The following is a 26172-nucleotide window of genomic DNA, read 5'->3' on the forward strand; positions in this document are numbered from 1 at the left end:
GGGCGGGCGCTACCCTATATCACTGTAATGCTTCTGTTTTTTGTCGGTCGCGCTGTGCGCTTGCAACACCGCCGGCGCTATTTCGGCGCGATCCAGAGTCGCAAGGCGAAGGAGATCAGGGCCACCGTGCCGACGCCGCCGAGCCACAGCGCCACGAACCACAGCAGGCGCTGGCCGAGCGGACGCTGATCCGGATCGGGTCGTCGCATCAATGATATCCGTGGCCGGGACGCACCTTGCCGCGGAACACCCAATAGGCCCAGGCGGTGTAGCCGAGGATCAGCGGCACCAGGATCGAGACCCCGAACAGCATGAAGATCTGGCTGTTGGCGGGAGCTGCCGCCTGCCAGATCGTGATGCTCTGCGGCACGATATACGGATACATGCTGATGCCGAGCCCGGCATAGGACAATGCGAACAGCGCCAGCGTCAGGAAGAACGGCTGGTGATCGTTCTTGTTGCCCAGCGCGCGCAGCAACAGCGCGGTGACCGCGGCGACCGCGATCGGCACCGGCGCGGTCAGGATGATGTTGGGCCAGGCGAACCAGCGCTGGGTGTATTGCACGCTCAGGAACGGGGTTGCGATGCTGACGGCGCCGATCGCGCACAGCATCGCCACCAGCAGGATCCAGCTCAGGTGATAGGCGCGGTCGCGCAGCTCGGCTTCGGTCTTCATCACCAGCCAGGTTGCTCCGAGCAGCGCATAGCCGATCACCAGCGCGATGCCGGTCAGCACGCTGAACGGCGTCAGCCAGTCCCACCAGCCGCCGGCATAGTGGCGTCCCTCGACATGGATGCCTTGCAGGATGGCGCCGAGCGCGATGCCTTGCGCCAGCGTCGCCACCAGCGAGCCGCCGGCAAAGGCGAGATCCCATTTGTTGCGCGCCTTCTGGGTGCGCCAGCGGAATTCGAAGGCGACGCCGCGAAACACCAGGCCGAGCAGCATCGCGATCATGGGCGTGTAGAGCGCCGGCATCAGCACCGCATAGGCCAGCGGAAATGCCGCCATCATGCCGCCGCCGCCGAGCACCAGCCAGGTCTCGTTGCCGTCCCACACCGGCGCCACCGTGTTCATGATGACGTCGCGATCGGCCTTTTGCGGAAACAGCGGAAACAGGATGCCGAGGCCGAGATCGAAGCCGTCCATCACGACATAGACGAACACGGCAAAGGCGATGATGAAGGCCCAGATGGTGGCGAGATCGATCATCGCGCGCCCTCCACGGCTGCGCCCGCGGCCGGCGTGATGCCGGCGGCGCGGGCGGGGAGATCCGGCGTCGGGCCCTGTTCGCCGGGATGCGGCGGCTGCGCCATCAGCCGCAGGATGTAGATCACGCCCGCGGTGAACACGGTGAAGTAGACGATGATGAAGGCGATCAGCGAGGAGCCGACCGCGGGCGCCGCCAGTGGCGACGCCGAGTCCACCGTGCGCAGCAGTCCGTAGACGGTGAATGGTTGCCGCCCGGTCTCGGTGGTGATCCAGCCCGCCAGCACCGCAATAAATCCGGCCGGCCCCATCAGCACCGCGAAGCGGTGCAGCAGCGGCGACTGGTACATCAGGCCGCGCCAGCGCATCAGCAGGCTGAACAGGCCGAGCCCCAGGATCAGGAAGCCGAGCCCGACCATGACGCGGAACGCCCAGAAGGTGATCGGCACCGGCGGCCAGTTCTCACGCGGCACGGTGTCGAGGCCGGCGAGCGGTGCGTCGAGCGAATGCTTGAGGATCAGCGACGACAGTTTCGGCACCTCGATCGCGTATTTCACCCTGGCGTCGCGCTCGTCGGGCCAGCCGAACAGGATCAGCGGCGCGCCGTCCTTGTGGCTCTGGAAGTGGCCTTCCATCGCCATCACCTTGGCCGGCTGATGCTCCAAGGTGTTGAGGCCGTGCTGGTCGCCGGCCAGGATCTGGATCGGCGCCACCAGGGTTGCCATCCACATCGCCATCGAGAACATCACGCGCGGCCCGGCCAGATGCTGGTCGCGCAACAGATGCCAGGCGCCGACCGCGCCGACCACCAGCGAGGTGGTGAGGTAGGCCGCCAGCACCATGTGCACGAGGCGATAGGGAAATGACGGATTGAAGATCACCTTGAACCAGTCGGCGGCGACGAACTGGCCGTCGGCGTTGACGGCATAGCCGGTCGGCGTCTGCATCCAGGAATTGGCCGACAGAATCCAGAACGCCGAGATCAGCGTGCCGATCGCGACCATCAGGGTCGCTACGAAATGCAGCCTGGGCCCGACCCGCGACAGCCCGAACAACATCACGCCGAGGAAACCGGCCTCGAGGAAGAACGCGGTCAAGACCTCGTAGGCCATCATCGGGCCGATCACCGGCCCGGTCTTGTCGGCGAACGACGCCCAGTTGGTGCCGAACTGGTAGGACATCACGATGCCCGAGACCACGCCCATGCCGAACGCGACCGCGAAGATCTTCAGCCAGTAATTGAACAGGTTGATGAAGACCTCGCGCTTGGTGATCAGCCAAAGCGCCTCCAGCACCGCGAGATAGCTCGCAAGCCCGATCGAGAATGCCGGGAACACGATATGGAACGACATCGTGAAAGCGAATTGCGCGCGGGCGAGTACGACCGCATCCCAGCCTTCGAACATGATCCACCATTTGTCGTCGACCCGGCGTGGACCTTACCACGCCGGGTGTGACGACGACACAGGGCGGATTGTCTAATCAACTATTGGCGTTGAGCAGCCGGGCGACGGTGCGGTCGATCTCGTCGTACCGCCCTTCGCCGGCATGTTGGAAGACGATCTTGCCGTTCTGGTCGATGATGTATTGCGCCGGCCAATACTGGTTACCGTAGGCGTTCCAGGTCTGCGAATTGTTGTCCTGCGCCACCGGATAGAGGATGCTGTGCCGCTTCAGCGCCGCCTGCACGTTGGACGCCGAATGCTCGAACGGGAATTCCGGCGTGTGGACGCCGATCACGACCAGGCCGCGGTCCCGGTACTTCGAATAGAGCTCGGTGACGTGCGGCAGCGTGTTGACGCAGTTGACGCAGCCATAGGTCCAGAAATCGACCAGCACGACCTTGCCGCGCAGGTCGGCAAGCCTGAGCGGCTGCGAATTGAACCAGTTGCTGATGCCGGCGAATTCAGGCGCGGTCTGGCTCTGTTCGGTGGTCATGGCGACTGCCCGCGGCACTGGCTGCGCCGGCGCGTCGGACTCGGTGCAGAGGCCGGGGATCACGGCGCCGCCGAGACCAAGCCCGGCCACCAGGGCGGATACAGCAATCAAGCGCAGGGACATCGAACTCTCCTTATGAGCTCACAGGCCGATCTGGCCGTTGGGATAGAACTGGGTCAGCCACGCCACGATCAGCGTGTCGTATTGCAGGTAGGACAGCGCGGCGAAGCCGATGATCACGACGCCAAAACCTTGCTGAAGGCGCGGCGCGATCCGTGCCAGGCCGCGCACGCGGGTGGTGACGGCCTGTCCGCCATAGGCAATGGCAAGCATCGGGATCGCGGCGCCGATCGCGTAGGTGACGAGTTGCAGGCTCGCCCATGCGGTATCCTTCGAGGTCGCGACGATGGTCAGGATCGAGCCGAGCACCGGACCGGCGCACGGCGTCCACACCAGGCCGAGCGTGGAGCCAAGCACGAAGCCGCCGAACAGGCTCTGCGACGGCGCGGCCTGACTAAGGCCGCCTGCGGCGCCGGTCAGCCTGATCGCCAGCCATTCGAACGGCGTCGGCCAGATCATCAGCAGGCCGAAGCCCGCGAGCAGGATCGCTGCGCCGGTGCGCAGCAGATTGGGATCGAAATCGAACGCGCGCGTGATCGCACTCAGCAGCAATGCCACGGCAGAGAATGACATCACGAAGCCGAGCGCGATCATCGCGGGCCGCGCCTTGCCGGTCTGGCCTATCGATACCCCAAGGAGGATCGGCAGCATCGGCAGGGTGCAAGGGGCGGCAACGGTGGCGACACCGGCAAGCAGGGCCAAAGTAAGGGCAGGGGCAAGGCTGAGCATCGTCGTCCGTCCATCAGAAGTCCCGGCGCGCCAGAGGGCCGTGCCGGGTTCGCCTGATGGTCTTCGCGAGGACGGTGCGGGCCGTTACGGCCGTCCGGGCGCGTGCCGCGTCACGTTGGTGTGAGACGCGGCACCCTCGGCCTCACGACGCTGCGCCAAAAACAGAGCGACCCGGCTGGGGGGCATCCCGGCCGGGTCGTTGGAGGTTACTTGGGAGGTTAGAACGAGGGAGGTATCGAAACTGAGTCAGTGACTTGGGGTTGGGGTTGCGTCGTTGGATATGGGTATAGAGATCGCGTTTTTCCGGGTGATGTCGTCGACTGTTTCAATTGTTTCGTCGCCGGACTTTTTTGGCTTCGTCAACAATTGCCCGGATTGCGCGATCTCCTTTTAAGTAATTGAATTAGCTTCTGTTTACGCCGCGACGCTGTCCACGCCGGCACCCCGGAGGAGGTCGGCGAGCTGCTTGCGGGCATAGAACATCCGGGTCTTCACCGTGCTCTGCGGGATACCGATGATCAGCCCGGCCTCCTCGACCGACTTCTCATGGTAGTAGACCAGGTTGATGATCTCGCGATGCGCCGGCGACAGCTTGGCGACGCAGGCGCGCAGGATCTCGCTGGTGGTGGCGCGATCAAGCGAGGTTTCCGGCGTGTCGGCGCCGTCGGCGATCTCCAGCACGTCTTCCTGGTCGATGTCCTCATGCCTGCGCTGGCGCAGCGCGGTCAGCGCCTTGAAGCGGGCGATCGACAGCAGCCAGGTCGAGACCTGCGAGCGGCCCTCGAACTGGGCCGCGGTCCGCCAGACGTCCAGGAAAACCTGGCTGACCAGATCCTCGGCCATGGTGGTGTCGCGCACCATCCGCAGCACGAAGCGGTAGACCCGCACATTGTGACGGGCATAGAGCGTGTGCATCGAGGTGCGGTCATTCTTGGCGATACGCGCGAGCAGCATTTCATCCGAGGTCGCGCGAGCAGCATCGATATGCTTCTTGGCTGCAGCGTTGATGGCGATGACGTTCGGCATGACAGGCTCCCAGTTCGCCGTTGGGCGGCGGTTCGTTGGGAGAATTGTTAGTTAGCGCCCGTTTCCGGATGTCTGCGCCAAAAGCGGAAAATGGTTTCGTGACCGGGAGAATTGTTTCGTCGCCGGCCGGACGACGAAACATTCAGGACCAAAAACTCAATTATTTCAATGCGTGGAAAATTAGAGCGACCGGAATCGCCCCTGTTGGAACGAATCCGGAGGTGACTTCCTGCACTATTCCGCTGCCTGGAGAGAGGGCGCTGCCTTTTTCGGGGCAATCCAGAATGCGTCCGGACGTTCGAACAGGAAATTGGCCCGCGCGGCCAAAGCCAGCCGCCAGATCAAGAGCGAGCCGGCGACCCCGACCACGGTCACGATCAGCGAGATCAGGCCGATGTCGTGGATCACGCCGACCCGCAGCAGCAGCGTGCGGGTCGCGGCCATCGGCAGGAAGAAGGCGAGATAGATCACGATCGAGTGCTCGCCGCAGAAGCGCAGGAAGCCGAGCCAATGGGCGCGCGCCAGCAGCGTGCCGGTCACGATGATGGCGCAGGCGCCGGCAAATCCGAGCGCCAGCGAAACCACCGGCCACTCGCTGAGATCGAGCGCGACCAGGCCGCCATTGACCAGTGCCCAGAGCCCAAGCCCGAGCAGCGCCAATGCCGGCCGCGCCCGCGCGCGATCGGACAGCGCGAAGACGTAGCGCGCCAGGACATAGCCGGTGAAGAAATAGACGAAGCGGGCGCAGAACTCGTCGATCACGGTCCAGCCGGTCGCGACATGCGCGGTCTCCAGCGCCGCGGCGAACAGCCAGATGATCAGCGGGTGGACATTGCGCGTCAGCTTGGTGACGACGAAGAAGATCGGCAGCAGGTAGATGAACCACAGCGTGCCGAACGGCTCGATGAAGGATTCGAGATATTGCAGCCCGACCTGGGGCCAGCTGGTCTCGGCGGCCAGCGACGGCGCCTTGAAGCCGAACTGGATCGTCACCCACAGCACGTAGAAATAGGCGAAGTGCATCACCTTGCGGTCGAGATAGGTGCGCCAGTCGCGATCGATCACCACCGACAGGAACAGGCCGGAGATCAGGAAGAAGTCCGGCATCCGGAACGGCTTCGCGAACATTACGACGTAGTGCATGAAGCCGGTCTGCTCGGCGGCCTTCTCGACCCCCAGCACCGAATGCATCATCACCACCATGATGATGCAGATGCCCTTGGCATAGTCGACCCAATCGACGCGTCCGCTCGCGCTCCCGATGGAACGATCTGTCGCAGCGCCTGTGCCGTTTGTGGCCATCTGGTGTCCTGTTCCGGCCTGATCGGAGCTATCATCGGCCCGATCGGTTGCTTTCTCCTTTATCGATACAAGGGATGTGCCACCGAACCTGCGCCTTTCCCCGGTTCCTTCCGCCGGGCGAATGGTCTAAGACGCCCGGGAATCCAACGGGTTGGTTAACCATAGGGTGCGGGCCGGCCGGGCTTGGCGGACAGGCCTCTGGAATACTGGATCGCCCGGTCGAGCCGGGCGATGACAGTCGTTTTGGGGCCGAATCTGCTTATCGGCTGGTCTATGATCTCACCCCACAATCGGTGTCATCGCCCGACTTGATCGGGCGATCCAGTATCCCAGAGGCGGCAGTTGGGAACACGCAGCTACGACGTTTACATCCTCGCCGGCCACATCGGCCGCGCGCTGCGGTCGCGGTGAGAGCAATTGCCGCATCAATTCGATAGCCCGCTGCCGATCGACGCCGTGCTCGATGAGCTCGACCGCACGCTCACCGGCCACAATGCCGCCGTGCTGGTGGCGCCGCCCGGCGCCGGCAAGACCACGCGCGTACCGCTGGCGCTGCTCGATGCGCCCTGGACGAAGGGCAAGAAGATCATCGTGCTGGAGCCGCGCCGCATCGCCGCGCGCGCCAGCGCCGAGCGGATGGCGAAAACGCTCGGCGAGCGTCCCGGCGAGACCGTCGGCTATCGGGTGCGCTTCGGCTCGAAAGTCTCGCGCGCGACGCGGATCGAGGTCGTCACCGAGGGCATCTTCTCGCGCCAAATCCTCGACGATCCCGAGCTCAACGGCGTCGCCGCGGTGCTGTTCGACGAATTCCACGAGCGCTCGCTCGATGCCGATCTTGGCCTCGCGCTGGCGCGCGACGCGCAGACCGGCCTGCGCGAGGATCTGCGCATCCTCGTGATGTCGGCAACGCTCGACGGCGCGCGGGTCGCCAAGCTGCTGGGCGATGCGCCTGTGGTCGAGAGCGAGGGCCGCGCCTTTCCGGTCGAGACCCGTTATGTCGGCCGCAAGGTCGACGCGCCGGTGGAGCGGCAGATGGCCGAGACGATCGCGGTCGCGCTCCGCGCCGATGCCGGCTCGGTGCTCGCTTTCCTGCCGGGCGCGGCCGAGATCCGCCGCACCCAGACGTTCCTTACCGAGCGCGTGCACGACGCTTCAGTGGAGATCGTGCCGCTGTTCGGCGCGCTCGATGCCGCCGTGCAGGACCGCGCCATCGCGCCAGCCCCGAAGGGCATTCGCAAGGTGGTGCTGGCGACCTCGATCGCCGAGACCTCGCTGACCATCGAGGGCGTGCGCATCGTGGTCGATTCCGGCCTGGCGCGGGTGCCGCGCTACGAGCCCGACATGGCGCTGACCCGGCTGGAGACGGTGCGGGCCTCGCGCGCGGCGGTCGATCAGCGCCGCGGCCGCGCCGGCCGTATCGAGCCTGGCGTGTGCTACCGGCTCTGGGACGAGCCGCAGACCGCGTCGCTGCCGGCCTATACCGCGCCCGAAATCCTCTCCGCCGATCTGTCCTCGCTGGTGCTCGACCTCGCGCAATGGGGCGTCAGCGACCCCTCGAGTCTCGCCTTCCTCGATCCGCCGCCGGGCCCCGCGCTGAAGGAAGCGAAATCGCTGCTGGCCGAGCTCGGCGCACTCGACAGCGACGGCCGCATCACCGAGGAGGGCAAGAGCCTGCGCGCGCTGGCGCTGCCGCCGCGGCTGGCGCGCATGATCGTGGATTCCGCCCGCTTCGGCATGGGGGAAGAAGCGGCCGAGATCGCCGCCGTGCTGACCGAGCGCGGGCTCGGCGGCGACAGCGTCGATCTCGACGTCAGGCTCGACCAGTTCCGCCGCGACCGCTCGCAGCGCGCCTCGAGCGCGCGCAGCATGGCCGCGCGCTGGGCTTCGCAGGTGAAGGCGGCGGTGAGCGAGCAGAAGGATCTCTCGACCGGCGTCATGTTGGGGTTTGCGTTTCCGGACCGCGTCGCGAAGAACCGCGGCAATGGCAGCTTCGTGCTGGCCAACGGCCGCGGCGCTGCCGTCGAGCAGACCGCGGCGCTGGCGCGGCTGCCTACCATCGCGGTGGCCGAACTGACCGGCACGGCTGCGAGCGGCCGCATCCTGCTGGCGGCGCCGATCACCCAGGAGGAGATCGAGCAGCGCTTCGCCGACCAGATCGAGAATGTCGAGGAGGTGACGTTCGACCGCGGCGCGATGGCGCTGCGCGCGCGCCGCCGCCGTTCGCTGCACGCGATCACGCTGTCGGAGGCACCGATGCCGCTCAAGCCATCGGCCGAGACGGCGCGCATCTTCGCCGACGGCCTGATCGCGGCCGGCCTCGACCGGCTGCCGTGGTCGAAGCAAGCGAAACAATGGCGCGACCGCGTCATGTTCCTGCGCAAGGCCGAGGACGAGAGCTGGCCCGATCTGTCGGATGCTGCGCTCGCCGCGCGTGCCGACGACTGGCTGGTGCCTGCGCTGTACGACAAGATCGCGCTGAAGGACCTGTCCGCCGGTGACCTGTCGGATGCGCTGATGGCGTTGCTGCCCTGGGAGTTGCGCGCGCGGCTGGATCGCGAGGCGCCGACGCATTTCGAGGCGCCGACCGGAACCCAGCTTGCGATCGACTACGAGGCCGAGCAGGGCCCGACCATTGCGGTCAGGTTGCAGGAACTGTTCGGGCTGAACACCCATCCCTCGATCGCCAGGGGCGCGGTGCCACTGGTGCTGGAACTGCTGTCACCCGCGCAGCGCCCGGTGCAGGTGACACGCGATCTGCCCGGTTTTTGGCGCGGCAGTTACGCCGCGGTTCGGTCCGATCTGCGCGGCCGCTATCCGCGCCATCCCTGGCCGGAAGATCCCGCCAGCGCGATGCCGACAAGGCGCGTGAAACCGCGCGGGACGTGATGTCAGCGCAAACGTGCCGTGCCAACGTTTCGCTTTGTTGCGCCTGAAGGTCGTATTTCTCTTATTCGTCGTCCCGGCGAAGGCCGGGACCCATACGCCGCGGCCGGTGTTGTGGACGGGACTCGTCGTTCCAACATCGCGCAATAAAACACATTTGTGGTTATGGGTCCCGGCCTTCGCCGGGACGACGCCGAGTCTCCGTTTTTCGATCATGCTTGATCGGTCGCTCTGGCGAGCGCCGGCAAACGGTGGTTAGATTTGCTCGCCGGGATCACGGGCTCGCAATCTGGGGAGACCGCTGTGGAGATCAAGAACGCATCGCCGTCGCTGTACAATGAGGATCTCGCGCCGGCCAAGGAGCGCAACTGGGGCGCCTTTAGCATCTTCAACGTCTGGACCTCCGACGTCCACAGCCTGTGGGGCTATTATCTCGCCGCCAGCCTGTTCCTGCTCTGCGGCAGCTTCGTCAATTTCATCCTGGCGATCGGCATCGGCTCGCTGGTCATCTTCGTGCTGATGAGCCTGGTCGGCAATGCCGGCGTGAGAACCGGCGTGCCCTATCCGGTGTTGGCGCGGGCCTCTTTCGGGATCTGGGGCGCCAACATTCCGGCGCTGGTGCGTGCCGTCGTTGCCTGCTTCTGGTACGGCGCGCAAACCGCGGCGGCATCGGGCGCGATCGTCGCGCTCTTGACCCGCATCGACAGCTTCAAGGCGTTCCACCAGTCGAGCCACATGCTCGGCCATTCGACGCTCGAGGTGATCTGCTTCGTCGTGATCTGGGCGCTGCAACTCTTGATCATCCAGCGCGGCATGGAGACGGTGCGCCGCTTCCAGGATTGGGCAGGGCCGGCGGTATGGCTGATGATGTTGATCCTCGCGGTCTATCTCTGCATCGTTGCTGGCGGCATCTCGCTCACCGCGCCGATCCCGCAGGACGTGCTGCTGGAGAAGACCAGGGATGCCGGCGTGCCCGGCGAACCCGGTAGCTTGCCGGCGCTCTGCGCCGTCGCCGCCACCTGGATCACCTATTTCGCCGCGCTCTATCTCAACTTCTGCGACTTCTCCCGTTACGCGCCCGACACCGCGTCGCTGCGCAAGGGCAATCTCTGGGGCCTGCCGGTCAATCTGATCCTGTTCTCGCTGGTGGCCGGCGTCACCACGATCGCAGCGTTCAACGTCTATCACGAGGTGCTGCTGCATCCCGACCAGATCTCGGCCAAGTTCGACAGCTGGTTCCTGGCGCTGCTCGCCGCGGTCACCTTCGCTGTGGCGACTCTCGGCATCAACGTCGTCGCCAATTTCGTTTCGCCGGCGTTCGATTTCTCCAACGTGTTTCCGCGGCATATCGACTTCAAGAAGGGCGGCTACATCGCGGCGCTGATCGCGCTGGCACTGTATCCGTTCGCGCCCTGGGAGGGCAGCGCCGCCTCGTTCGTCGGGTTGATCGGCGCCACCATGGGGCCGATCTTCGGGATCATGATGGTCGACTATTATCTGATCGCCAAAGGCCGCGTGAACGTGCCGGCGCTGTACCAGGAGCACGGCGAATACCGCTTCCAGAACGGCTGGAACGTCAGTGCGCTGATCGCAGCCGCGATCGGCGCGCTGTTCTCGTCGGTGCTGCCGAACTTCACCTCGATCCTGCCGGCGTGGTGGGCGGTCTATGGCTGGTTCTTCGGTGTCGCGATCGCGGGCGCGGTCTACTACGCGCTGCGCGCTGCGCTGCCGAGCCCGGTCGCCAGGACGGCCTGAGGGCGACGTCGCTTGAATGGCCGCCTGATGTCTTATGGGTTTGGGTTGAGCCGGGTCCGCAGACTGGATTTACCTCGCCCCGTTGGGGAGAGGTCGATTTGCGTAGCAAATCGGGTGAGGGGCCGCAGCTCCAACGAGAATGCGTGACCCCTCACCCGGCGCTTCGCGCCGACCTCTCCCAAGGGAGAGGTGAACGTCCGGCGGTGCGATTCGCGCATCTCTGCCGGCCCATATTAACCCTTCGCTCATCCTTTTCGCCAAAATGGCAAGCTCGCACAGCCGCCTTCGCTCGCGGCGGGGCGGACGGCGTGGTGAAATTGCGTGTTCGGTTTTCCGAGTATGGTGTCATGCGTAACCTGATGATTTTCGCGGCCATCCTGATCGGGCTGGGCACCTTCATGGGCCAGATGGCCAGCAAGATGTCGCCCGCCGCCGCGACCACCGCCAAGCAGACCATCGCCCCCGCCGTCACGGTGGCGCAGGCCAGCGCCGCCCGCACGGTCAGCATTGCGCCCGATCCGCGCGGTCATTTCGCGACCGACGGCCGGATCGACGGCCAGCGCATCAATTTCATGGTCGACACCGGCGCCTCAGTGGTCGCCCTGAACGAAACCTCGGCGGCGCGCTTCGGCCTGCGTCCGGTGCCGGGCGACTACACCTCGCGCGTCACCACCGCCAACGGCACCATCAAGGCCGCCCGCGCCCGCATCGCCATGCTGGAGGTCGGCGGCCTCACGGTGCGCGACGTCGACGCGCTGGTGCTGCCGGACGAGGCGCTGTCGGAAAACCTGCTCGGCCTGTCCTTCCTCTCGAAGCTGAAGCGCTTCGAATACGCCAACGGCAAATTGTTGCTGGAGCAGTAAGGCCGATTGGCATCAAGCGCCTATCCAAGTCTTCCGCTGGATGTCTTTCTCCGTGATGCGGATCAGTTCACGCCGTCGCCATTGCCCAGATTTTTTCGAACTCGGCCTTTGATATCACTTCCGGCACGAACTGGGGATCGGCGGCGATCTCTTCAACGGACGGCAATGGCATCTGACCAAGGCCCGTGTCCCCGACCTCAACTTCAGCATCGGCATACCAGATTCTTCCGTCGGAAAAGATTTCGACCTTACGAAGCTCCCAACGTTCGTGATCCAACTCGCTGTAGATCAGGACCGGTTGATCGGGGTACGCGTGAATCCACTTCACTTTGAGATAGGTCATTGGTCGGACACCTTTCCGCTGCGACGATGCACTCGCTAAAGCCAGCGGCGTTGCGAAGCCGCACCGTCTTGATCTGTTGGCCGTGTTTGCCGATCGTGCCGTGCAGGAGCGAAACCCGTTCACGCCGTTGCCATTGCCCAGATTTTTTCGAACTCGGCCTTTGATATCACTTTCGCGTCGTACTTCGGATTGGCGGCGATCTCCTCAAACGACGGGTATGGCATCGTGCTCAGGCCCGTCTCCTCGAATTCGACGTCAGGATCGGCATATAGGATCCTTCCGTCGGGAAAGATTTCGACCTTGCGAAGCTCCCAACGTTCGTCGTCCAACTCGCTATAGGTGAACACTGGTTGGTCGGGTACCGCGTGAATCCGCTTCACCTTGAGATAGGTCATTGGTCGGACACCTTTCCGCTGCTGATAATCCTGTTGTTCAAATCCAACGGTCCCTCGTTTGGGATAACATAAACACCGAGCCGGCCTTTAGTCACATTCAGACCGGCCGGGTTGATTTCGAGGTAGTGAGTGAATTTTTTCGCTTGGTGTTTGTTTTGTACGAGGGCTTCCGAAAGCTTTTCCGGCTCAATAGTGCCCGGCTCAATATCGGTCAGGTACTGACCGTTTCCATACTTCACATCGCGTGGTCTTCGGGCTTTCAGAGAAGGATTTAGCTTTCCTTCATTCAGGATGCCGTTCAGGCCAGCCTCGTCGGTGTAGTGATATAGGTTACGAAGCCCAGCGCCTGGAACGTCTTCAACTGCACCCGTCGGCGGCCTCACCCTGCTCGCAGGTGCTATCTTGGCGGCACCAAGGCCACCGAGTAGGCCGCCGAGGATCCGGAGAGGTAGCTCCAGACGGGTTCCCTCACCAAGTTGACCGCCAGCCTCGCTCCCCAAGCCCCCAGCGCAGCCGCTCCGACTTTGAACGGCAATCCTCCGGGCACGACATAGGAAGCGGGATTGCCGACAAATTCTCCGACAGATGCACCGAATTTGCCCGCTCGGCCTTCCGGCCTGTGCATGGGTCCGGTTACATTCTTCTCAAGAATGTCCATCCCCTGTGCCGGGGTCGGCGCGTCCACGTCTTGCCCCATCTCGGCCTGCGTGGCACGCGCCAATGCGCTCCCCGCACTGTTCAGGCCAGAAGCGATTCCGCGAGGGGTGGACCTGAAGAAGTCATCGGCGCCCGAGTAATCGGGCATTGATCATCACCTACAGATATTGCGGACAGCTTCGGGCGAGCATGAGCCGATCCACCAAAGCCCTACTCCTGGCGTCATGCGAGCCGTCGGCCGTACGACCAGATGGTTCGGCGGCATCGATTTCTGGACAGCAACCGAAGAGGCATCCGAAGCATAGCAGGAGCCATATTCGAGCGCGCCGCATGCTAAGGCTCGTAACGATGATAGACCAGCAGACCACCAGGCTGATTGTTACCCATCATCTTTGCAGCAACGCTCTCGATCCTTTCGCTCGCTCCAACGCCGAGGAAGTTGGCATTCGGCCCCACAACTGTTCAAGCGCAAGCGGCTGCGCCATCAAGACGCCTGCTGATCACCGCGTCGCCAAAGAGACCGCATAGACCCTCAATATCTCCGCCGCCAGCGAAACGCATGCTGAGATCGATCGTATCTCCGACCAGCGCGAGCACTCCCGATCAAAATCCCGCCATCTCTTCCGCGCAAACCCCTCACCAGAACGGATATATCTAATTTCCCACTTGATATAGTCCGGAAAGTCTTGTGCCGCCAATTCCTTGAAAAGTGCCTGAATTTTCGGATGATCGTAATGATCAAGGGCAACAAGAGAATAGCGATAGTATATCGCTCCCGATAATGCGCCTTCGGGTAACAGGCCACTGCGGTACAGTTTCACCAGTTTTCTTATAAGCACGACATATTCATCGACATCGAGTTGATACATCGCATAGAGGGCGATCCGCCCGCCCTCCCTTCCTTCCGTTAGATAGCGAATGCAAAAATCGATGTTTTCTGGCGCGGCGGCCACAAGCTCTTCGAACGCGTCGCCGGACGGGGGATATTGGGGCGGTATGCGGTCAACAGCATCATCTCTTGTCGCCTGGGCGACTTTCTCGACATAGGCTTGATACTTGTCTTCATCGTGCGGCGCGCTTGCTTCGCTCCCGTTGGAGGCCGCGCTGGCGGCATTCAGACAGAGCGCGAACGCGCAGCCGAGCGACAGCACACAAGACAGGATGAAGCGTCGCATGTTATTGCCCGACATAGCGTCGATACAGTATCGGACCCTTGGCAGGGGCGCGCACTATAATGTCCTTTTTGGAGCCGCTTTCAATCCTTTCGGGAGCCCCGTCGTAGGGAGGAGACCCGACGCCTATGAACGTGTTGTTCGGCCCCACGATCACGACATGCCCCGTCGCGTCGCTATAATCTCTCGGCTGCGCCGCCACATCTCCCGGCTGGGGCGACTCGTCGGGACCCAGGACGCGCCATCCGGGAATTGCATACGATGGATCTGCCCATTGTCCGGCGGTGGGCGGAAAATGCTTCCAGTACCAATGCCCATTCGGGAGACCGGGACTCGCGTCCGCGTCGGTCAGCATCTCATGGACGAACAAATTGCATTTGTTCTTGCCTTCAGGGAAATTCCCCTTTGCGACTTCGGTGGTCCATGCGGTTGAACCAATTTGAGCGTTAGCTCGATCGACGATTTTCTGACGTATGAGGTTTAGCTGATCATCAGTCAGAGGCTGCGTTGGTGTCGGATTTCCGCCGAAGGGGCTGGACTCGATCGACCAGCCTTGAGCCCAAGTCGGGTTGTTTGGATCGCTTCCTGCATAGCCGACGCCGGCGACGCCACCCGATCCGCTGGGGTTGCTGCCAGTCGCCGGCCCATTGACGCCGGGTTGACCGGCTCCTGTCGCAGACTGTTGCAATTGGGTTTGCGGCTGTGGCTGCGCCGGTTGAGTCGGTCTCGGCGACTGCTGAAACTGCGCCAGTTGAGTTACGCCATCCGCGACGAACGGATCGTGGTCAACGGGAACGAGCGAGTAGTCATCGAAGTCCGGCTGATGGTCCACCGGCACCAGAGAGTAGTCCGGCATGATCATTACCTACAGATATTGCGGACAGCTTCGGGCGAGCCCGTGCGTGACCGCACCTTGCGGAGAGGGCTGGGTTGGCTTTGGATGTTTGAAGGCAAATGCTTGAAGGCAGAGTGCTTGAAGGCTGGCTTGCGCGATGGCGCGGAAGTGCCGCTGCCCATCGTCTTCGCTGGGCGCCCGTCTGTCGGCGGGAGCGGCCCTGGCTATCGGTCAGTTCAGCTCGTTGCGGTGGCCAATTCCGGTGCGCCCGGCAGCGTATTGGCCGACAGCGACCTGTCCGATTGAAAAAGCCCGCAGCGGATTTTCCGGTGCGGGCTTAATTGTTGCGATGATGAAAATGTATCGGTGAGTTGCCCGACGTGTCAATTGTTCGATGCGCAGAGCAGCTCGCAGGGCGCAATAGCGCGGCGGATTGCGCCGGCGTGCAGGTATTTCGCCGACGCCAAATCTGCCGTAATTATTCGCCACAAGCCGTCAATCCCGCCTTCCGCTGCGGCGATGCATTCGCTAAAGCCAGCAGCGTTGTTCCTCCGCATTTCCACGAGGCCGTTTCTGATGTTTCCGAAGCCGAAATCCGCGCTGGTCCCGAACACCTATGCCTTCGAGTCCGAGCCGATGGTGAAGCCGACCGGGTTTCGCGAATACGACGCGCGCTGGCTGTTCAACAAGGAAATCAACCTGATGGGCGTGCAGGCGCTGGGCATGGGGCTCGGCGCGCTGATCGCGGAGCTCGGCGTCAAGCAGGAGATCGTCACCGGGCACGACTTTCGCGGCTATTCCGCCTCGATCAAATATGCGCTGATCTCGGGCCTGATGGCGGCGGGCTGCAAGGTGCACGACATCGGGCTTGCGGTGACGCCGATGGCGTATTTCGCGCAGTTCGATCTCGACGTGCCCTGCGTCGCGATGGTCACCGCCTCGCACAACGACAATGGCTGGACCGGCGTCAAGATGGGCGCCAACCGGCCGCTGACCTTCGGCCCCGACGAGATGACGCGGCTGAAAGAGATCGTGCTCAACGCCGCGTTTCACAACAAAGCCCGCGGCTCCTACCAGTTTCACGAGAACTATCCGGCGCGCTACATCGCCGACCTCACCAATAGGCCCAAACTGAAGCGCAAGCTGAAGGTCGTGGCCGCCTGCGGCAACGGCACCGCGGGCGCGTTCGCGCCGCAGGTGCTGGAGGCGATCGGCTGCGAGGTGATCCCGCTCGACACCGAGCTCGATCACACCTTCCCGAAATACAATCCGAATCCGGAAGACATGGAGATGCTGCACGCGATCCGCGATGCGGTGCTGGCGCACAAGGCCGATGTCGGTCTCGGTTTCGACGGCGACGGCGACCGCTGCGGCGTGGTCGACAACACCGGCGAGGAGATCTTTGCCGACAAGGTCGGCGTCATGCTGGCGCGCGACATGTCGGCGATCAACGCCAACGCGCGGTTCGTCGTCGACGTGAAGTCGACCGGGCTGTTCGTGACCGATCCGGTGTTGCAGAAGCAGGGCGCCAACACCGTCTACTGGAAGACCGGCCATTCCTACATGAAGCGCCGCACCAACGAGCTCGGCGCGCTCGCCGGCTTCGAGAAGTCCGGGCATTTCTTCTTCAACAAGCCGTTCGGCCGTGGCTATGACGACGGCCTGGTGTCGGCGATCGCGATCTGCGAGATGCTCGACCGCGCGCCCGGCAAGTCGATGGCCGACCTGAAGAACGCATTGCCGAAGACCTGGTCGTCGCCGACCATGTCGCCGCATTGCGCCGACGAGACCAAGTATGGCGTGGTCGATGCCGTGGTGAAGCACTTCGAGACGTTGCAGCAGAACGGCGGCAAGGTCGCGGGCCAGTCGATCCGCGATCTCGTCACCGTCAATGGCGTGCGCGTCACGGTCGAGGACGGCAGTTGGGGCCTGGTGCGCGCCTCCTCGAACAAGCCGGAGCTCGTCGTCGTGGTGGAAAGCCCGGTCAGCGAACAGCGCATGCGCGACATGTTCGAGGCGATGGATTCGGTGCTGCGCACCCATCCCGAGGTCGGCGAGTACAATCAGAAGATTTGAGGCGGCGCTCGCGCCCCAAGCAAACCGTCATCGCCCGGCTCGACCGGGCGATCCAGTATTCCAGAGACGGATGTGATTGAGCCGATAAGTCGCGGCGTACTGGATCGCCCGGTCACGCCGGGCGATGACACTGAGGCCTGGGCGACGGCAGCGGAGCAGGCGCCGCCTACGCCGCCGGCACCGGCAGCGCGGTCACCGACTTGATCTTCTCCATCGCGAAGCGCGAGGTGACGTTCTTCAGCGGCACCGCACTGATCAGCTTCTTGTAGAACACGTCATAGGCCTGCATGTCGGCGACCACGACGCGCAGCATGTAGTCGACGTCGCCGGCCATCCGGTAGAACTCCATCACCTCGGGCATGGCGCTGACGGCGTCGGCGAATTTGCGCAGCCAGGCTTCCGAATGGTCGGCGCTCTCGACCGAGACGAACACCGAGATCCCGAGCCCGATCTTGTTCTGGTCGACCAGCGCCACCCGGCGCAGGATCACGCCGTCGGCCTCGAGCCGCTGGATGCGCTTCCAGCATGGCGTCGACGACAGCCCGACGCGGTCGCCGATCTCGGCGACGGAGAGCGAGGCGTCCTCCTGCAACACGGTCAGGATCTTGCGATCGATCGCGTCGAGGCGGCGGTTGTTGTCATGAAGCTGAATGGCGACATCGGTCATAGAAGAAAGTTCCATATGAAGGTTCAATCTCCCTCATATAGAGAAAAATCTTCCAAATCAAGCGGGTCGTGACCGCTCAGGCCCGCCCGGCACCCGCGTGCTCACCCAAAAACGCTTCAACTTCAGTACGTTGCGGTGCGGCATAAGCGCCGCCGAAGCGGGTGCATTTCAGCGCCGCGGCGGCCGAAGCGAAGCGCAGCGCCTGCCGCAATTCCTGCTTTTCGGTGACGGCCAGCGCGAACGCCCCGTGGAAGACGTCGCCCGCCCCCAGCGTGTCGACGGTATGGACCGGGAAGGCCGGGCTCTCCTCGAGCTCGCCCTTCTCGTTGAGGAAGATCGTGCCCTTCGGGCCGCGGGTGCCGGCCAGGAACGAGGGCGTGAGCTTGGCGAGCTTTCGCAGCGCCTGGCCGTCGTCGGTGACGTCGGCGGTCTCCTGTAGCGGCTCGCTGGAGAACACCAGATGCGAGGAGGCGGTCAAGAGCCCTTCCCGCATCGACATCGCGCGGTCGACGTCGACCACGACCGGAATGCCGCGCCTGACGGCCTCGGCGCACAGCTCGGTGCAGAACGGCGCGCAACGGCTCTCGGTCAGGATCGCCGCGCAATCCTCCAGCAGCAGCTCGGTCGGCGGCAGCTTCACCTTCCAGAGCTCCGGATCGCGGAAGGTGACGATGGTGCGCTCGCCGGTGTCGTCGATCATGATCGCCGAGATCGGCGTCACCAGGTCAGGCATGTGGATCAGATGATTGGTCTCGATGCCTTCCTCGGCGAGCTTGTCGAAGATGAAGCGGCTCGAGGTTTCCCGCGAATCGCCCATCGGTCCGCAGATCGAGGCGCGGCCGCCGAGCCGGACGATGCCGATCGCGGCGTTCAGCGCGTTGCCGCCGCAGATCTCGTCGAAATGGGTCGCATTCTCCTTGGAGCCGCGCGCCGGAACGCCGACCCGGAAGGTCAGGTCGCGCACCGGCAGGCCGATGCAGAGGATGCGGGGCGGGACTTTCGGGGCGCCGTCTTGAAAATTCATGCAGGGGTCCGTCGCAATGGTTCCGTCGGCTGGCTCAAGCTGTGTCCAGTCTAATGGGCAGAACGATGTCCGGTTCCCGCTATTGCTCCAACGGGTTTCGGTGATGCACCCAGCGGCCGAGCAGATGATGGGCAATCGCGAACGGATGCGGACCGGCGAGGCCGTCGGGATGCTGGCGCTTGAGCATCAGCGTCGCCTCGGCATGATCGAACCAGCGTGCATCCTCGAGCTCGGTGCGGTCGACCACGATCTCCTCGCTGGTCGCGCGCGCGGTGCAGCCGATCATCAGCGATGACGGGTAGGGCCAGGGCTGCGTCATGTAGTAGTTGACGTCGGTGCAGCGGATGCCGCTCTCCTCGAAAATCTCGCGCCGGACCGCATCCTCGATGGTCTCGGCGGCCTCGACGAAGCCGGCGAGGCAGGAATACATGCCGGGCATGAACTGCTTCTGGCGGCCGAGCAGCACCTTGTCGCCATGGGTGACCAGCATGATCACGACCGGGTCGGTGCGCGGAAAATGCTCGGCCTTGCAGCTCGGGCATTCGCGCTTCCAGCCGCCGTCGCGCATCGCCGTGCGGGTGCCGCAGTTCGGACAGAAGCCGTGGCGCTGGTGCCAGGTGACCATCGATTTCGCCATCGCGATCGCCGAGAGCTGCTCCGGCGGCACCACGCCCTGCATCGCCATGCCGCGCAGTTCGGTGATCGCGACATCGCTGCGCCCGACCAGCTTCTCGGCGGCCTGCGGCGCGATCCCCATGCCGAAGATCGGCGCCGCATCGCGCAAGCCGAGGAAGATCGTGCCAGGGTTTGCACCATAGCTCCGGGCCTCTTCCAGCGAGAGCAGCGCGCGGGCCCCGCCGTCGTCCTGCTTCACCACCAGCGAGTCGCGATAGATCACATAGGCGCGTGCCTCGCGATGGCCCTCCAGCGCGAACAGTTTTTCGTCGCTGGTGCGCAGATGCGCGGCGCGGTCCAGTGCATGGGTGACGAAGGCCGGCTGGCCGAGCGGAAAGGAATCGGATGCTGACATTGAAATTCAACCCAACCAGATCTTGCGGCGAAGCGCGCTGATGAAATTCTGCACTTCCTCGGCGTCATGCGCCAGCGGCGGCATCACGCCCCAAACGGGACGCGGCCATGCAGCGTCGCTGGTCCGGCGGGCGATGACATGGACATGAAGCTGCGGGACCAGATTGCCGAGCGCCGCGACATTCAGCTTGTCGCATTTGGTGATCTCTTTCAGCGCGCGCGAGACCCGGGTGATCTCGGTCATCAACTGGGCCTGCTCGACCTCGTCGAGGTCGATGATCTCGACCGCGCCGTCGCGCCGCGGCACCAGCAGCAGCCAGGGATAATTCGCATCCTTGATGACGAGCACCTTGCACAGCGGCAGGTCGCCGATGTCGATGGTGTCTTTGTTGAGCTGCGAATGCAGCGACCAGTTGGAGGCGGGCATGACCGGCAAATAATGCCTTTATGTGTTCCCGTACAAGCCCCACAAAGCCGGCCTTACAAAGCCGGGTCAGAGCGCTTGCTTTCCGGCGGTTTTGGCCCCAAATAGGGACCGGGAGATTGGCGGTGGACGAGCCACTCGCCAACCGGGTCAGGTCCGGAAGGAAGCAGCCCTAACGAGGTCCGGATCGGGTCGCTCGTCAGTCTCCTACCTGTTTTTTCCGAGCGAATCGCGCTGGAATGGCGGTCTCCGCGCCCGGCGCTCGATTTCGGCTCTCATCCGCACGCCGGCTGCAAGAGACCCCAAAGTTGCGGATCGACGCATGAATGACGCTGGCGACCCCTCCCAACCGCCCGACGGCGCAGGCCAAAGCGGTTTTGACCTGGGCGGCGCCCCCGACGCAGCCAAGCCCTATCGCGTCCTTGCCCGCAAATACCGCCCCTCCAGCTTCGAGGACCTGATCGGCCAGGAGGCCATGGTCCGCACCGTCTCGAACGCGTTCGAGACCGGGCGGATTCCGCAGGCCTGGATCCTCACCGGCGTCCGCGGGGTCGGCAAGACCACCACCGCGCGCATCCTCGCCCGTGCGCTCAACTACGAAAAGCCCGACGGCTCAGTGAAGGGCCCGACCATCCACATGCCCGACCTCGGGGTGCACTGCCAGGCGATCATGGAAAGCCGGCACATGGACGTGCTGGAGATGGACGCGGCGTCCCACACCGGCGTCGACGATGTCCGCCAGATCAATGACAGCGTGCGCTATGCACCGGCGAGCGCGCGCTACAAGGTCTACATCATCGACGAAGTCCACATGCTGTCGACGGCGGCGTTCAACGCCTTCCTGAAGACGTTGGAGGAGCCGCCGGAGCACGCCAAGTTCGTGTTCGCCACCACCGAGATCCGCAAGGTTCCGATCACGGTGCTGTCGCGCTGCCAGCGTTTTGATCTTCGCCGCGTCGAGGCCGATGTGTTGATGAAGCATCTCGGCAACATCGCGACGAAAGAGGGCGTCACGGTCGAGCCCGAGGCGCTCGGCATCATCGCGCGCGCCGCGGAAGGCTCGGTGCGCGATTCGCTGTCGCTGTTCGACCAGGCGATCGCGCATGCCGCGGGTGACGTGAAGGCAGATGCCGTCCGCCAGATGCTCGGCCTCGCCGACCGCACCCGCGTCATAGACCTGTTCGACTCGCTGGCGCGCGGCGATCTCGCCGCCGCCTTCGCCGAATTCCGCGCGCAATATGATGTCGGCGCCGATCCGGTCGTGGTGCTGTCGGATCTCGCCGAATTCGTCAATTTCGTTACCCGCGTGAAGGTCGTGGCGGCAACCGCCGACAATGTCGCGTTCGGCGAGACCGAGCGGGTGCGCGCGCGCGAATTCGCCGTCAAGCTTTCGATGCGGGTGCTGTCGCGGATGTGGCAGATGCTGCTCAAGGGCATCGCCGAGGTGCAGACCGCAACCCGCCCGGCGGCTGCTGCCGAGATGGTGCTGGTGCGGATCGCCTATGTCGCCGATCTGCCGACGCCGGATGAAGCGATCCGGATGATCGAGCAGAATGGCGGAGGTGCTGCGCCCGCGACGTCCGGCTCCGCTGCATCATCATCGCCGCGCGGCGCGCCGAGCGCGGCGATATCAGCGATGTCGCCGGCGCCGGTGCGGGCACCGCAGGCGGCGCCGCGCGCCGATCTCGCCGCGCGTCCGCAGCTGGCATCGCCCGCCGCCAACGCCGCGCCCGCGCTGCGCATCACGAGCTTTCCGCAGCTGATCGCGCTCGCCGGCGAGAAGCGCGACATCATGACCAAGAGCGCGCTGGAGGCCGACGTGCGGCTGGTGCGCATCGAGGATGGCCAGCTCGAGATCGCGCTCGAGCCGAAGGCCCAGCGCGCGCTGGTCACCGATCTGCCGCGCAAGCTCGAATTATGGACCGGGCGGCGCTGGACCGTGATCATCTCCAACGAGGCCGGCCAGCCCACGGTACGCTCGCAGAACGAGCAGGCCCGCAGCGAACATCAGCGCTCCGCGGAGGCCGATCCGCGCGTGCAGGAGGTGCTGACGCGCTTCCCCGGCACCAAGGTGATCGAGGTCCGCCGCCTTGCCGCCGAGGTTCCGGTCGCCGACGCGACCGGCGAGGACCCGATTGAAACTTCCGACAGCGACGACGATTGATCCGATCACAGGGACGCACGCATGGCTGATTTTCTCGGCATGATGAAGCAGGCAGCGCAGCTGCAATCCAAGATGCAGGAGATGCAGGAGCAACTCGGCAATGTCGAGGTCGAGGGCATTTCCGGCGGCGGCCTGGTCGCGGTGCGCATGACCGCGAAGATGGAAGTGAAGGGCGTCAAGATCGATCCCTCGCTGATGAAGGCCGAAGAGCGCGAGGTGCTTGAGGATCTGCTCGTCACCGCCTATGGCGACGCCCGCCGCAAGGCCGAGACCGCGATGCAGGAAAAGATGATGGCGATCACCGGCGGGCTCGGCCTGCCGCCGGGATTTGGTCCGACGTGAGGCGCTGCGAGATCAAGATGAATCATCATCGTGCTTTGCTGAGCATGACCTCCTCGGAAAGCCGCTTCGCACTTTTCCGGGTCATGCTCTAATGGCCGCAAGCGTCGCCGGTCCCGAGATCGAACGCCTGATCCAGTTGCTGGCGCGGCTGCCGGGTCTGGGGCCGCGCTCGGCGCGGCGCGCGGCGTTGCACCTGATCAAGAAGCGCGAAGCGCTGATGACGCCGCTGACCGCGGCGCTACAGGTCGCGATCGACAAGATCCAAGTCTGCAAGACCTGCGGAAACATCGATACACAAAACCCCTGCACGGTCTGCACCGATCCGCGCCGCGATCCCTCGATCATCGTGGTGGTCGCCGACGTTGCCGATCTCTGGGCGCTGGAACGCGCCAATGCGACCAATGGCCGCTACCATGTGCTCGGCGCGACATTGTCGCCGCTCGATGGCGTCGGGCCGCAGGATCTCACCATCGATCAGCTGGTGGTGCGCGCGCATGCGCCCGAGGTCAGCGAGATCATTCTGGCGCTCAATGCCACCGTCGATGGCCAGACCACCGCGCATTACATCACCGATCTGTTGTCGGAGGCCAATGTGCGGGTGACGCGCCTGGCGCATGGCGTGCCCGTCGGCGGCGAGCTTGATTACCTCGATGAAGGTACGCTATCGGCTGCCATGCGGCAGCGAACGTTGTTCTGAAGCGCGATCGAAGGCCGGATTTGCCGGGGTTTGCCGGGCAATCGGTCGTTGGTCGAAAAGATCGCGCTGAAACAACATGATAGGGTGGACGACGATTCGGGGATGGTCATCCACACTCTGACGAATCTGACACGGAACCACCTGACATGACGATTGACCGATTCGGCGTACGCCTGGGCTTTGCGTTTCTGGCGACCGTTTTTGTCGTGCCCTGCGCGGTGGCGCAGCAGAGCGATGCGCCGCAGAAGCCCGGCAAGATGATTCGGGCCGGCGACGTGCTGTCGGGGGAACTCAGCGCGATGAAGGTGCGTGACGCCAAGAACCGCGGCAAGCGCGTCGCAACCTACCAGATCACCAGCGAGCCGCGCCGCCTGCCGCCGCCGAACGGTCTCTGCAATCTGGAGACCGGGCCGGAAACCTTCCAGCTGATTCCAACCAACGACGCCCAGGCCGCGCAGCTCAAGAGTCTCTCCGGCAAGGCCATCTCGGTGAAGGTCGACGAGATCGCCTGCGCCCAGGACGCCGGTCAGATGAGCGAAGCCATCGTCACCAAGTGGAGCGTTGTGGCCAAGTAGGTCTGATCGAATCGAGAACCATCCGCATCGTCGTCCTGGCGAAAGCCAGGAGCCGTTACCCCAACTGTCGGTTGTTGCGCGGCGCTGCGGCCAGAATCCCTTCACAACCAGGTGCGGTGGGTCCTGGCTTTCGCCAGGACGACGCGGGGAGAGCTAAACCCGCACCGGCCCCAGCTCGTCAAAATGTCCGCGCCGTTGCAGCCAGGCCAGCAGGATCAGGCTCGGGATCGCGACCAGCACGCAGATCACGAAGAAGGTTTGCCAGCCGACCGCCTTGGCGACATAGCCCGCGCCCGATGACAGATAGGTGCGGCCGACCGCCGCGAGCGCGGTCAGCAGCGCGTACTGGGTCGCGGTGTGCAGCGGGTTGCGGCACAGCGCCGAGAGATAGGCGACGAAGATCACGGTGCCGATCGCGCTGGTGAAATTCTCCGCGGTGATCGCCAGCGCCAGCGCCCATTGATCGACGCCGACATGCGCGAGCCAGGAGAAGGAGAGGTTGGCGACCGCCTGCAACACGCCGCCGATCCACAGGCTCTGCGCAAGCGAATAGCGCCGCGCGACGAAGCCACCGGCAAAGCCGCCGATCAGGGTTGCGGCAAGGCCGACACCTTTCACGATCGCGGCGTAATCGACCTTGGAGAAGCCGATGTCGATCACGAATGGCGCGGTCATGGTGCCCGAGAACGCGTCGGTGAATTTGAACAGCACCACGAAAGCGAGCGCCGCGAACGCGTCCTTGCGGCTGAGGAACTCGGAGAACGCGCCGAGCGCCGCGCGCAGCACGCGTTCGGCCGCGTTCTGCGCGTGCGTGGCGGCCTCCGCGCTTTTCGATTGGGTAGGCTCGGTCGCGGCCAGCGCGGTGACGATGCCGATCACGACCAGCGCGGCCATCACCACATAGCCCCACATCCACGCCGACGGACGCGCTATTCCCGCAGACTCGAATCCGCTGACGATGAACAGCGCGCCCGCGGTCGAGACCAGCATGCCGACGCGATAGGCCGCGACATAGGACGCCATGCCGGCGGCCTGCTCGCTTTCGGGCAGGCTTTCGACGCGGAAGGCATCGACCACGATGTCCTGGGTCGACGAGGCGGTGGCGACGAGCAGCGCGGCAAAGGCCGCGAACCACGGTGAGCGCGCCGGATCGGCCATCGCCAGCACCAGGATCGTCACGATCAGCAACAGCTGCGAGAGCAGCAGCCAGCCGCGACGGCGTCCGAAGATTTGCGTGAACAGCGGCACATGCAGCGCATCGACCAGCGGCGCCCAGAGGAATTTCAGCGTGTAGGGCGTGCCGATCAGCGCCAGCAGCCCGATGGTGCCGAGATCGACCCCGGCCTCCTTCATCCACACCTGCAGCGTCGAGCCGGACAGCGCCAGCGGCAACCCCGAGGAGAAACCGAGCAGCAGCACGATCAGCACCCGCGGCTGCAAGTACACGGCGAAGCTGTCGCGCCAGGAGCTGGCGGCGGGCGGCGACTTTTCCGGTGTGGCGGCGGCGTCGGGGGCGGTCATCTATCCCATCGTGAGGTCATCGTCCGCGAAGGCGGACGATCCAGTACTCCGTGACGGCAGCGCCCAGCAACCGACGTCTCGGCGTACTGGATGCCCCGCCTTCGCGGGGCATGACAACACCTAGCCACTGGCGATCGTTGGATACAAGTCTTCCCAATTTGGATTGCCTTCTTCGATCAAGCGGATCTTCCACGCTCGATTCCACTTCTTCAGCCTCTTCTCACGGCGAATCGCATTCTCAGGATCATCGAATATTTCGAAATAAACCAGCCTCACGACGCCGTACTTCCCGGTGAAGCCTTCGACCAATTTCAGTTTGTGCTCGCCGACTCTTCGGATGAGGTCATTTGTCACACCGATGTAGAGCGTGCCACCGATGCGGCTAGCAAGGATGTAGACGTAGAAGCTGCGCGTTCCCAATTGCGGCC

General features: G+C 64.1%; 27 protein-coding genes and 1 other RNA gene. 9 read left to right on the forward strand and 19 right to left on the reverse strand.

The window, feature by feature from the left end:
* Positions 1 to 77: 77 nt before the first annotated feature.
* The 7 genes from CWS35_RS09165 to CWS35_RS09195 all read right to left on the reverse strand — a co-directional run bounded on the left by CWS35_RS09165 (position 78) and on the right by CWS35_RS09195 (position 6322).
* Positions 78 to 209, reverse strand: coding sequence for a DUF2474 domain-containing protein (locus CWS35_RS09165; protein WP_100951707.1), 132 nt, complete (start codon positions 207 to 209; stop codon positions 78 to 80).
* Positions 209 to 1210 (reverse strand): cytochrome d ubiquinol oxidase subunit II, encoded by a 1002-nt coding sequence (gene cydB / locus CWS35_RS09170; protein ID WP_100951708.1) that lies wholly within the window; start codon positions 1208 to 1210, stop codon positions 209 to 211. The genes CWS35_RS09165 and cydB overlap by 1 nt, the downstream gene beginning before the upstream one ends.
* Positions 1207 to 2613: a cytochrome ubiquinol oxidase subunit I gene (locus tag CWS35_RS09175; protein ID WP_100951709.1), complete on the reverse strand. Its 1407-nt coding sequence runs from the start codon at positions 2611 to 2613 to the stop codon at positions 1207 to 1209. The genes cydB and CWS35_RS09175 overlap by 4 nt, the downstream gene beginning before the upstream one ends.
* A gap of 76 nt (positions 2614 to 2689) precedes the next feature.
* Positions 2690 to 3268 (reverse strand): thioredoxin family protein, encoded by a 579-nt coding sequence (locus CWS35_RS09180; RefSeq protein ID WP_100951710.1) that lies wholly within the window; start codon positions 3266 to 3268, stop codon positions 2690 to 2692.
* 18 nt (positions 3269 to 3286) lie between these two features.
* The gene (locus CWS35_RS09185) at positions 3287 to 3994 is read right to left on the reverse strand and encodes a cytochrome c biogenesis CcdA family protein (RefSeq protein WP_100951711.1); all 708 of its coding nucleotides are present in this window, start codon (positions 3992 to 3994) and stop codon (positions 3287 to 3289) included.
* Between the two features lie 414 nt (positions 3995 to 4408).
* Positions 4409 to 5020, reverse strand: a complete 612-nt coding sequence (locus CWS35_RS09190; RefSeq protein ID WP_024578786.1) for a sigma-70 family RNA polymerase sigma factor — start codon at positions 5018 to 5020, stop codon at positions 4409 to 4411.
* A gap of 234 nt (positions 5021 to 5254) precedes the next feature.
* Entirely contained in the window at positions 5255 to 6322 is a 1068-nt protein-coding gene (locus tag CWS35_RS09195) for an acyltransferase family protein (protein WP_100951712.1), read from the reverse strand.
* A gap of 417 nt (positions 6323 to 6739) precedes the next feature.
* On the opposite strand from CWS35_RS09195, the gene hrpB reads away from it, so the two are divergent.
* The 3 genes from hrpB to CWS35_RS09210 all read left to right on the forward strand — a co-directional run bounded on the left by hrpB (position 6740) and on the right by CWS35_RS09210 (position 11823).
* On the forward strand, positions 6740 to 9208 hold the full coding sequence (gene hrpB / locus CWS35_RS09200; protein WP_168226291.1) for an ATP-dependent helicase HrpB: 2469 nt from the start codon (positions 6740 to 6742) through the stop codon (positions 9206 to 9208).
* Between the two features lie 300 nt (positions 9209 to 9508).
* On the forward strand, positions 9509 to 10960 hold the full coding sequence (locus tag CWS35_RS09205) for an NCS1 family nucleobase:cation symporter-1 (RefSeq protein WP_100951713.1): 1452 nt from the start codon (positions 9509 to 9511) through the stop codon (positions 10958 to 10960).
* 347 nt (positions 10961 to 11307) lie between these two features.
* Positions 11308 to 11823: a TIGR02281 family clan AA aspartic protease gene (locus CWS35_RS09210; protein WP_024578790.1), complete on the forward strand. Its 516-nt coding sequence runs from the start codon at positions 11308 to 11310 to the stop codon at positions 11821 to 11823.
* Between the two features lie 67 nt (positions 11824 to 11890).
* On the opposite strand, the gene CWS35_RS09215 is transcribed toward CWS35_RS09210, so the two are convergent.
* The 6 genes from CWS35_RS09215 to CWS35_RS38895 form a co-directional block, all read right to left on the reverse strand.
* On the reverse strand, positions 11891 to 12166 hold the full coding sequence (locus CWS35_RS09215; RefSeq protein ID WP_021080875.1) for a uroporphyrinogen III methyltransferase: 276 nt from the start codon (positions 12164 to 12166) through the stop codon (positions 11891 to 11893).
* Positions 12167 to 12285: 119 nt separating this feature from the next.
* Positions 12286 to 12561, reverse strand: a complete 276-nt coding sequence (locus CWS35_RS09220; RefSeq protein WP_100951714.1) for a hypothetical protein — start codon at positions 12559 to 12561, stop codon at positions 12286 to 12288.
* Positions 12558 to 12944: an HYD1 signature containing ADP-ribosyltransferase family protein gene (locus CWS35_RS09225; protein ID WP_100956178.1), complete on the reverse strand. Its 387-nt coding sequence runs from the start codon at positions 12942 to 12944 to the stop codon at positions 12558 to 12560. Before CWS35_RS09225 ends, CWS35_RS09220 begins: the two co-directional genes overlap by 4 nt.
* 774 nt (positions 12945 to 13718) lie before the next feature.
* Entirely contained in the window at positions 13719 to 14393 is a 675-nt protein-coding gene (locus tag CWS35_RS09230; RefSeq protein ID WP_100951715.1) for a hypothetical protein, read from the reverse strand.
* Between the two features lies 1 nt (position 14394).
* Positions 14395 to 15246, reverse strand: coding sequence for a hypothetical protein (locus CWS35_RS38890; RefSeq protein ID WP_157817101.1), 852 nt, complete (start codon positions 15244 to 15246; stop codon positions 14395 to 14397).
* 210 nt (positions 15247 to 15456) lie between these two features.
* The gene (locus CWS35_RS38895) at positions 15457 to 15714 is read right to left on the reverse strand and encodes a hypothetical protein (RefSeq protein WP_157817102.1); all 258 of its coding nucleotides are present in this window, start codon (positions 15712 to 15714) and stop codon (positions 15457 to 15459) included.
* Between the two features lie 87 nt (positions 15715 to 15801).
* On the opposite strand from CWS35_RS38895, the gene CWS35_RS09245 reads away from it, so the two are divergent.
* A complete protein-coding gene (locus CWS35_RS09245) occupies positions 15802 to 17301 on the forward strand; it encodes a phosphomannomutase/phosphoglucomutase (RefSeq protein ID WP_100951718.1) in 1500 nt (499 codons plus the stop codon).
* Positions 17302 to 17467: 166 nt separating this feature from the next.
* On the opposite strand, the gene CWS35_RS09250 is transcribed toward CWS35_RS09245, so the two are convergent.
* The 4 genes from CWS35_RS09250 to CWS35_RS09265 all read right to left on the reverse strand — a co-directional run bounded on the left by CWS35_RS09250 (position 17468) and on the right by CWS35_RS09265 (position 20448).
* Complete coding sequence (locus tag CWS35_RS09250) at positions 17468 to 17968, reverse strand: Lrp/AsnC family transcriptional regulator (RefSeq protein WP_024578797.1); 501 nt, start codon at positions 17966 to 17968, stop codon at positions 17468 to 17470.
* Positions 17969 to 18044: 76 nt separating this feature from the next.
* Positions 18045 to 18992 (reverse strand): sugar kinase, encoded by a 948-nt coding sequence (locus CWS35_RS09255; protein WP_100951719.1) that lies wholly within the window; start codon positions 18990 to 18992, stop codon positions 18045 to 18047.
* Positions 18993 to 19071: 79 nt separating this feature from the next.
* Positions 19072 to 20022 carry an NAD(+) diphosphatase gene (nudC, locus tag CWS35_RS09260; protein WP_100951720.1) on the reverse strand — a complete coding sequence of 317 codons (951 nt, stop codon included), beginning with the start codon at positions 20020 to 20022 and terminating at the stop codon, positions 19072 to 19074.
* A gap of 6 nt (positions 20023 to 20028) precedes the next feature.
* The gene (locus CWS35_RS09265; protein WP_100951721.1) at positions 20029 to 20448 is read right to left on the reverse strand and encodes an HIT domain-containing protein; all 420 of its coding nucleotides are present in this window, start codon (positions 20446 to 20448) and stop codon (positions 20029 to 20031) included.
* Positions 20449 to 20559: 111 nt separating this feature from the next.
* Here CWS35_RS09265 and ffs point away from each other — a divergent pair.
* From ffs to CWS35_RS09290, 5 genes are all read left to right on the forward strand, one after another.
* An RNA gene (gene ffs / locus CWS35_RS09270) (signal recognition particle sRNA small type) lies at positions 20560 to 20656 on the forward strand.
* A 111-nt stretch (positions 20657 to 20767) separates the two neighbouring features.
* On the forward strand, positions 20768 to 22609 hold the full coding sequence (locus CWS35_RS09275; protein ID WP_168226292.1) for a DNA polymerase III subunit gamma/tau: 1842 nt from the start codon (positions 20768 to 20770) through the stop codon (positions 22607 to 22609).
* Between the two features lie 21 nt (positions 22610 to 22630).
* The gene (locus CWS35_RS09280) at positions 22631 to 22951 is read left to right on the forward strand and encodes a YbaB/EbfC family nucleoid-associated protein (protein WP_100951722.1); all 321 of its coding nucleotides are present in this window, start codon (positions 22631 to 22633) and stop codon (positions 22949 to 22951) included.
* 91 nt (positions 22952 to 23042) lie between these two features.
* Positions 23043 to 23648, forward strand: a complete 606-nt coding sequence (recR, locus tag CWS35_RS09285) for a recombination mediator RecR (protein WP_100951723.1) — start codon at positions 23043 to 23045, stop codon at positions 23646 to 23648.
* A 146-nt stretch (positions 23649 to 23794) separates the two neighbouring features.
* The gene (locus tag CWS35_RS09290) at positions 23795 to 24223 is read left to right on the forward strand and encodes a hypothetical protein (RefSeq protein WP_168226293.1); all 429 of its coding nucleotides are present in this window, start codon (positions 23795 to 23797) and stop codon (positions 24221 to 24223) included.
* Between the two features lie 153 nt (positions 24224 to 24376).
* On the opposite strand, the gene CWS35_RS09295 is transcribed toward CWS35_RS09290, so the two are convergent.
* Both CWS35_RS09295 and CWS35_RS09300 read right to left on the reverse strand, forming a co-directional pair.
* Entirely contained in the window at positions 24377 to 25744 is a 1368-nt protein-coding gene (locus tag CWS35_RS09295) for an MFS transporter (RefSeq protein WP_100951724.1), read from the reverse strand.
* 120 nt (positions 25745 to 25864) lie between these two features.
* Positions 25865 to 26164: a GIY-YIG nuclease family protein gene (locus tag CWS35_RS09300; protein ID WP_100951725.1), complete on the reverse strand. Its 300-nt coding sequence runs from the start codon at positions 26162 to 26164 to the stop codon at positions 25865 to 25867.
* Positions 26165 to 26172: the final 8 nt, after the last annotated feature.

This window comes from Bradyrhizobium sp. SK17 (genome assembly GCF_002831585.1).
In the GTDB taxonomy this organism is placed as follows: domain Bacteria; phylum Pseudomonadota; class Alphaproteobacteria; order Rhizobiales; family Xanthobacteraceae; genus Bradyrhizobium.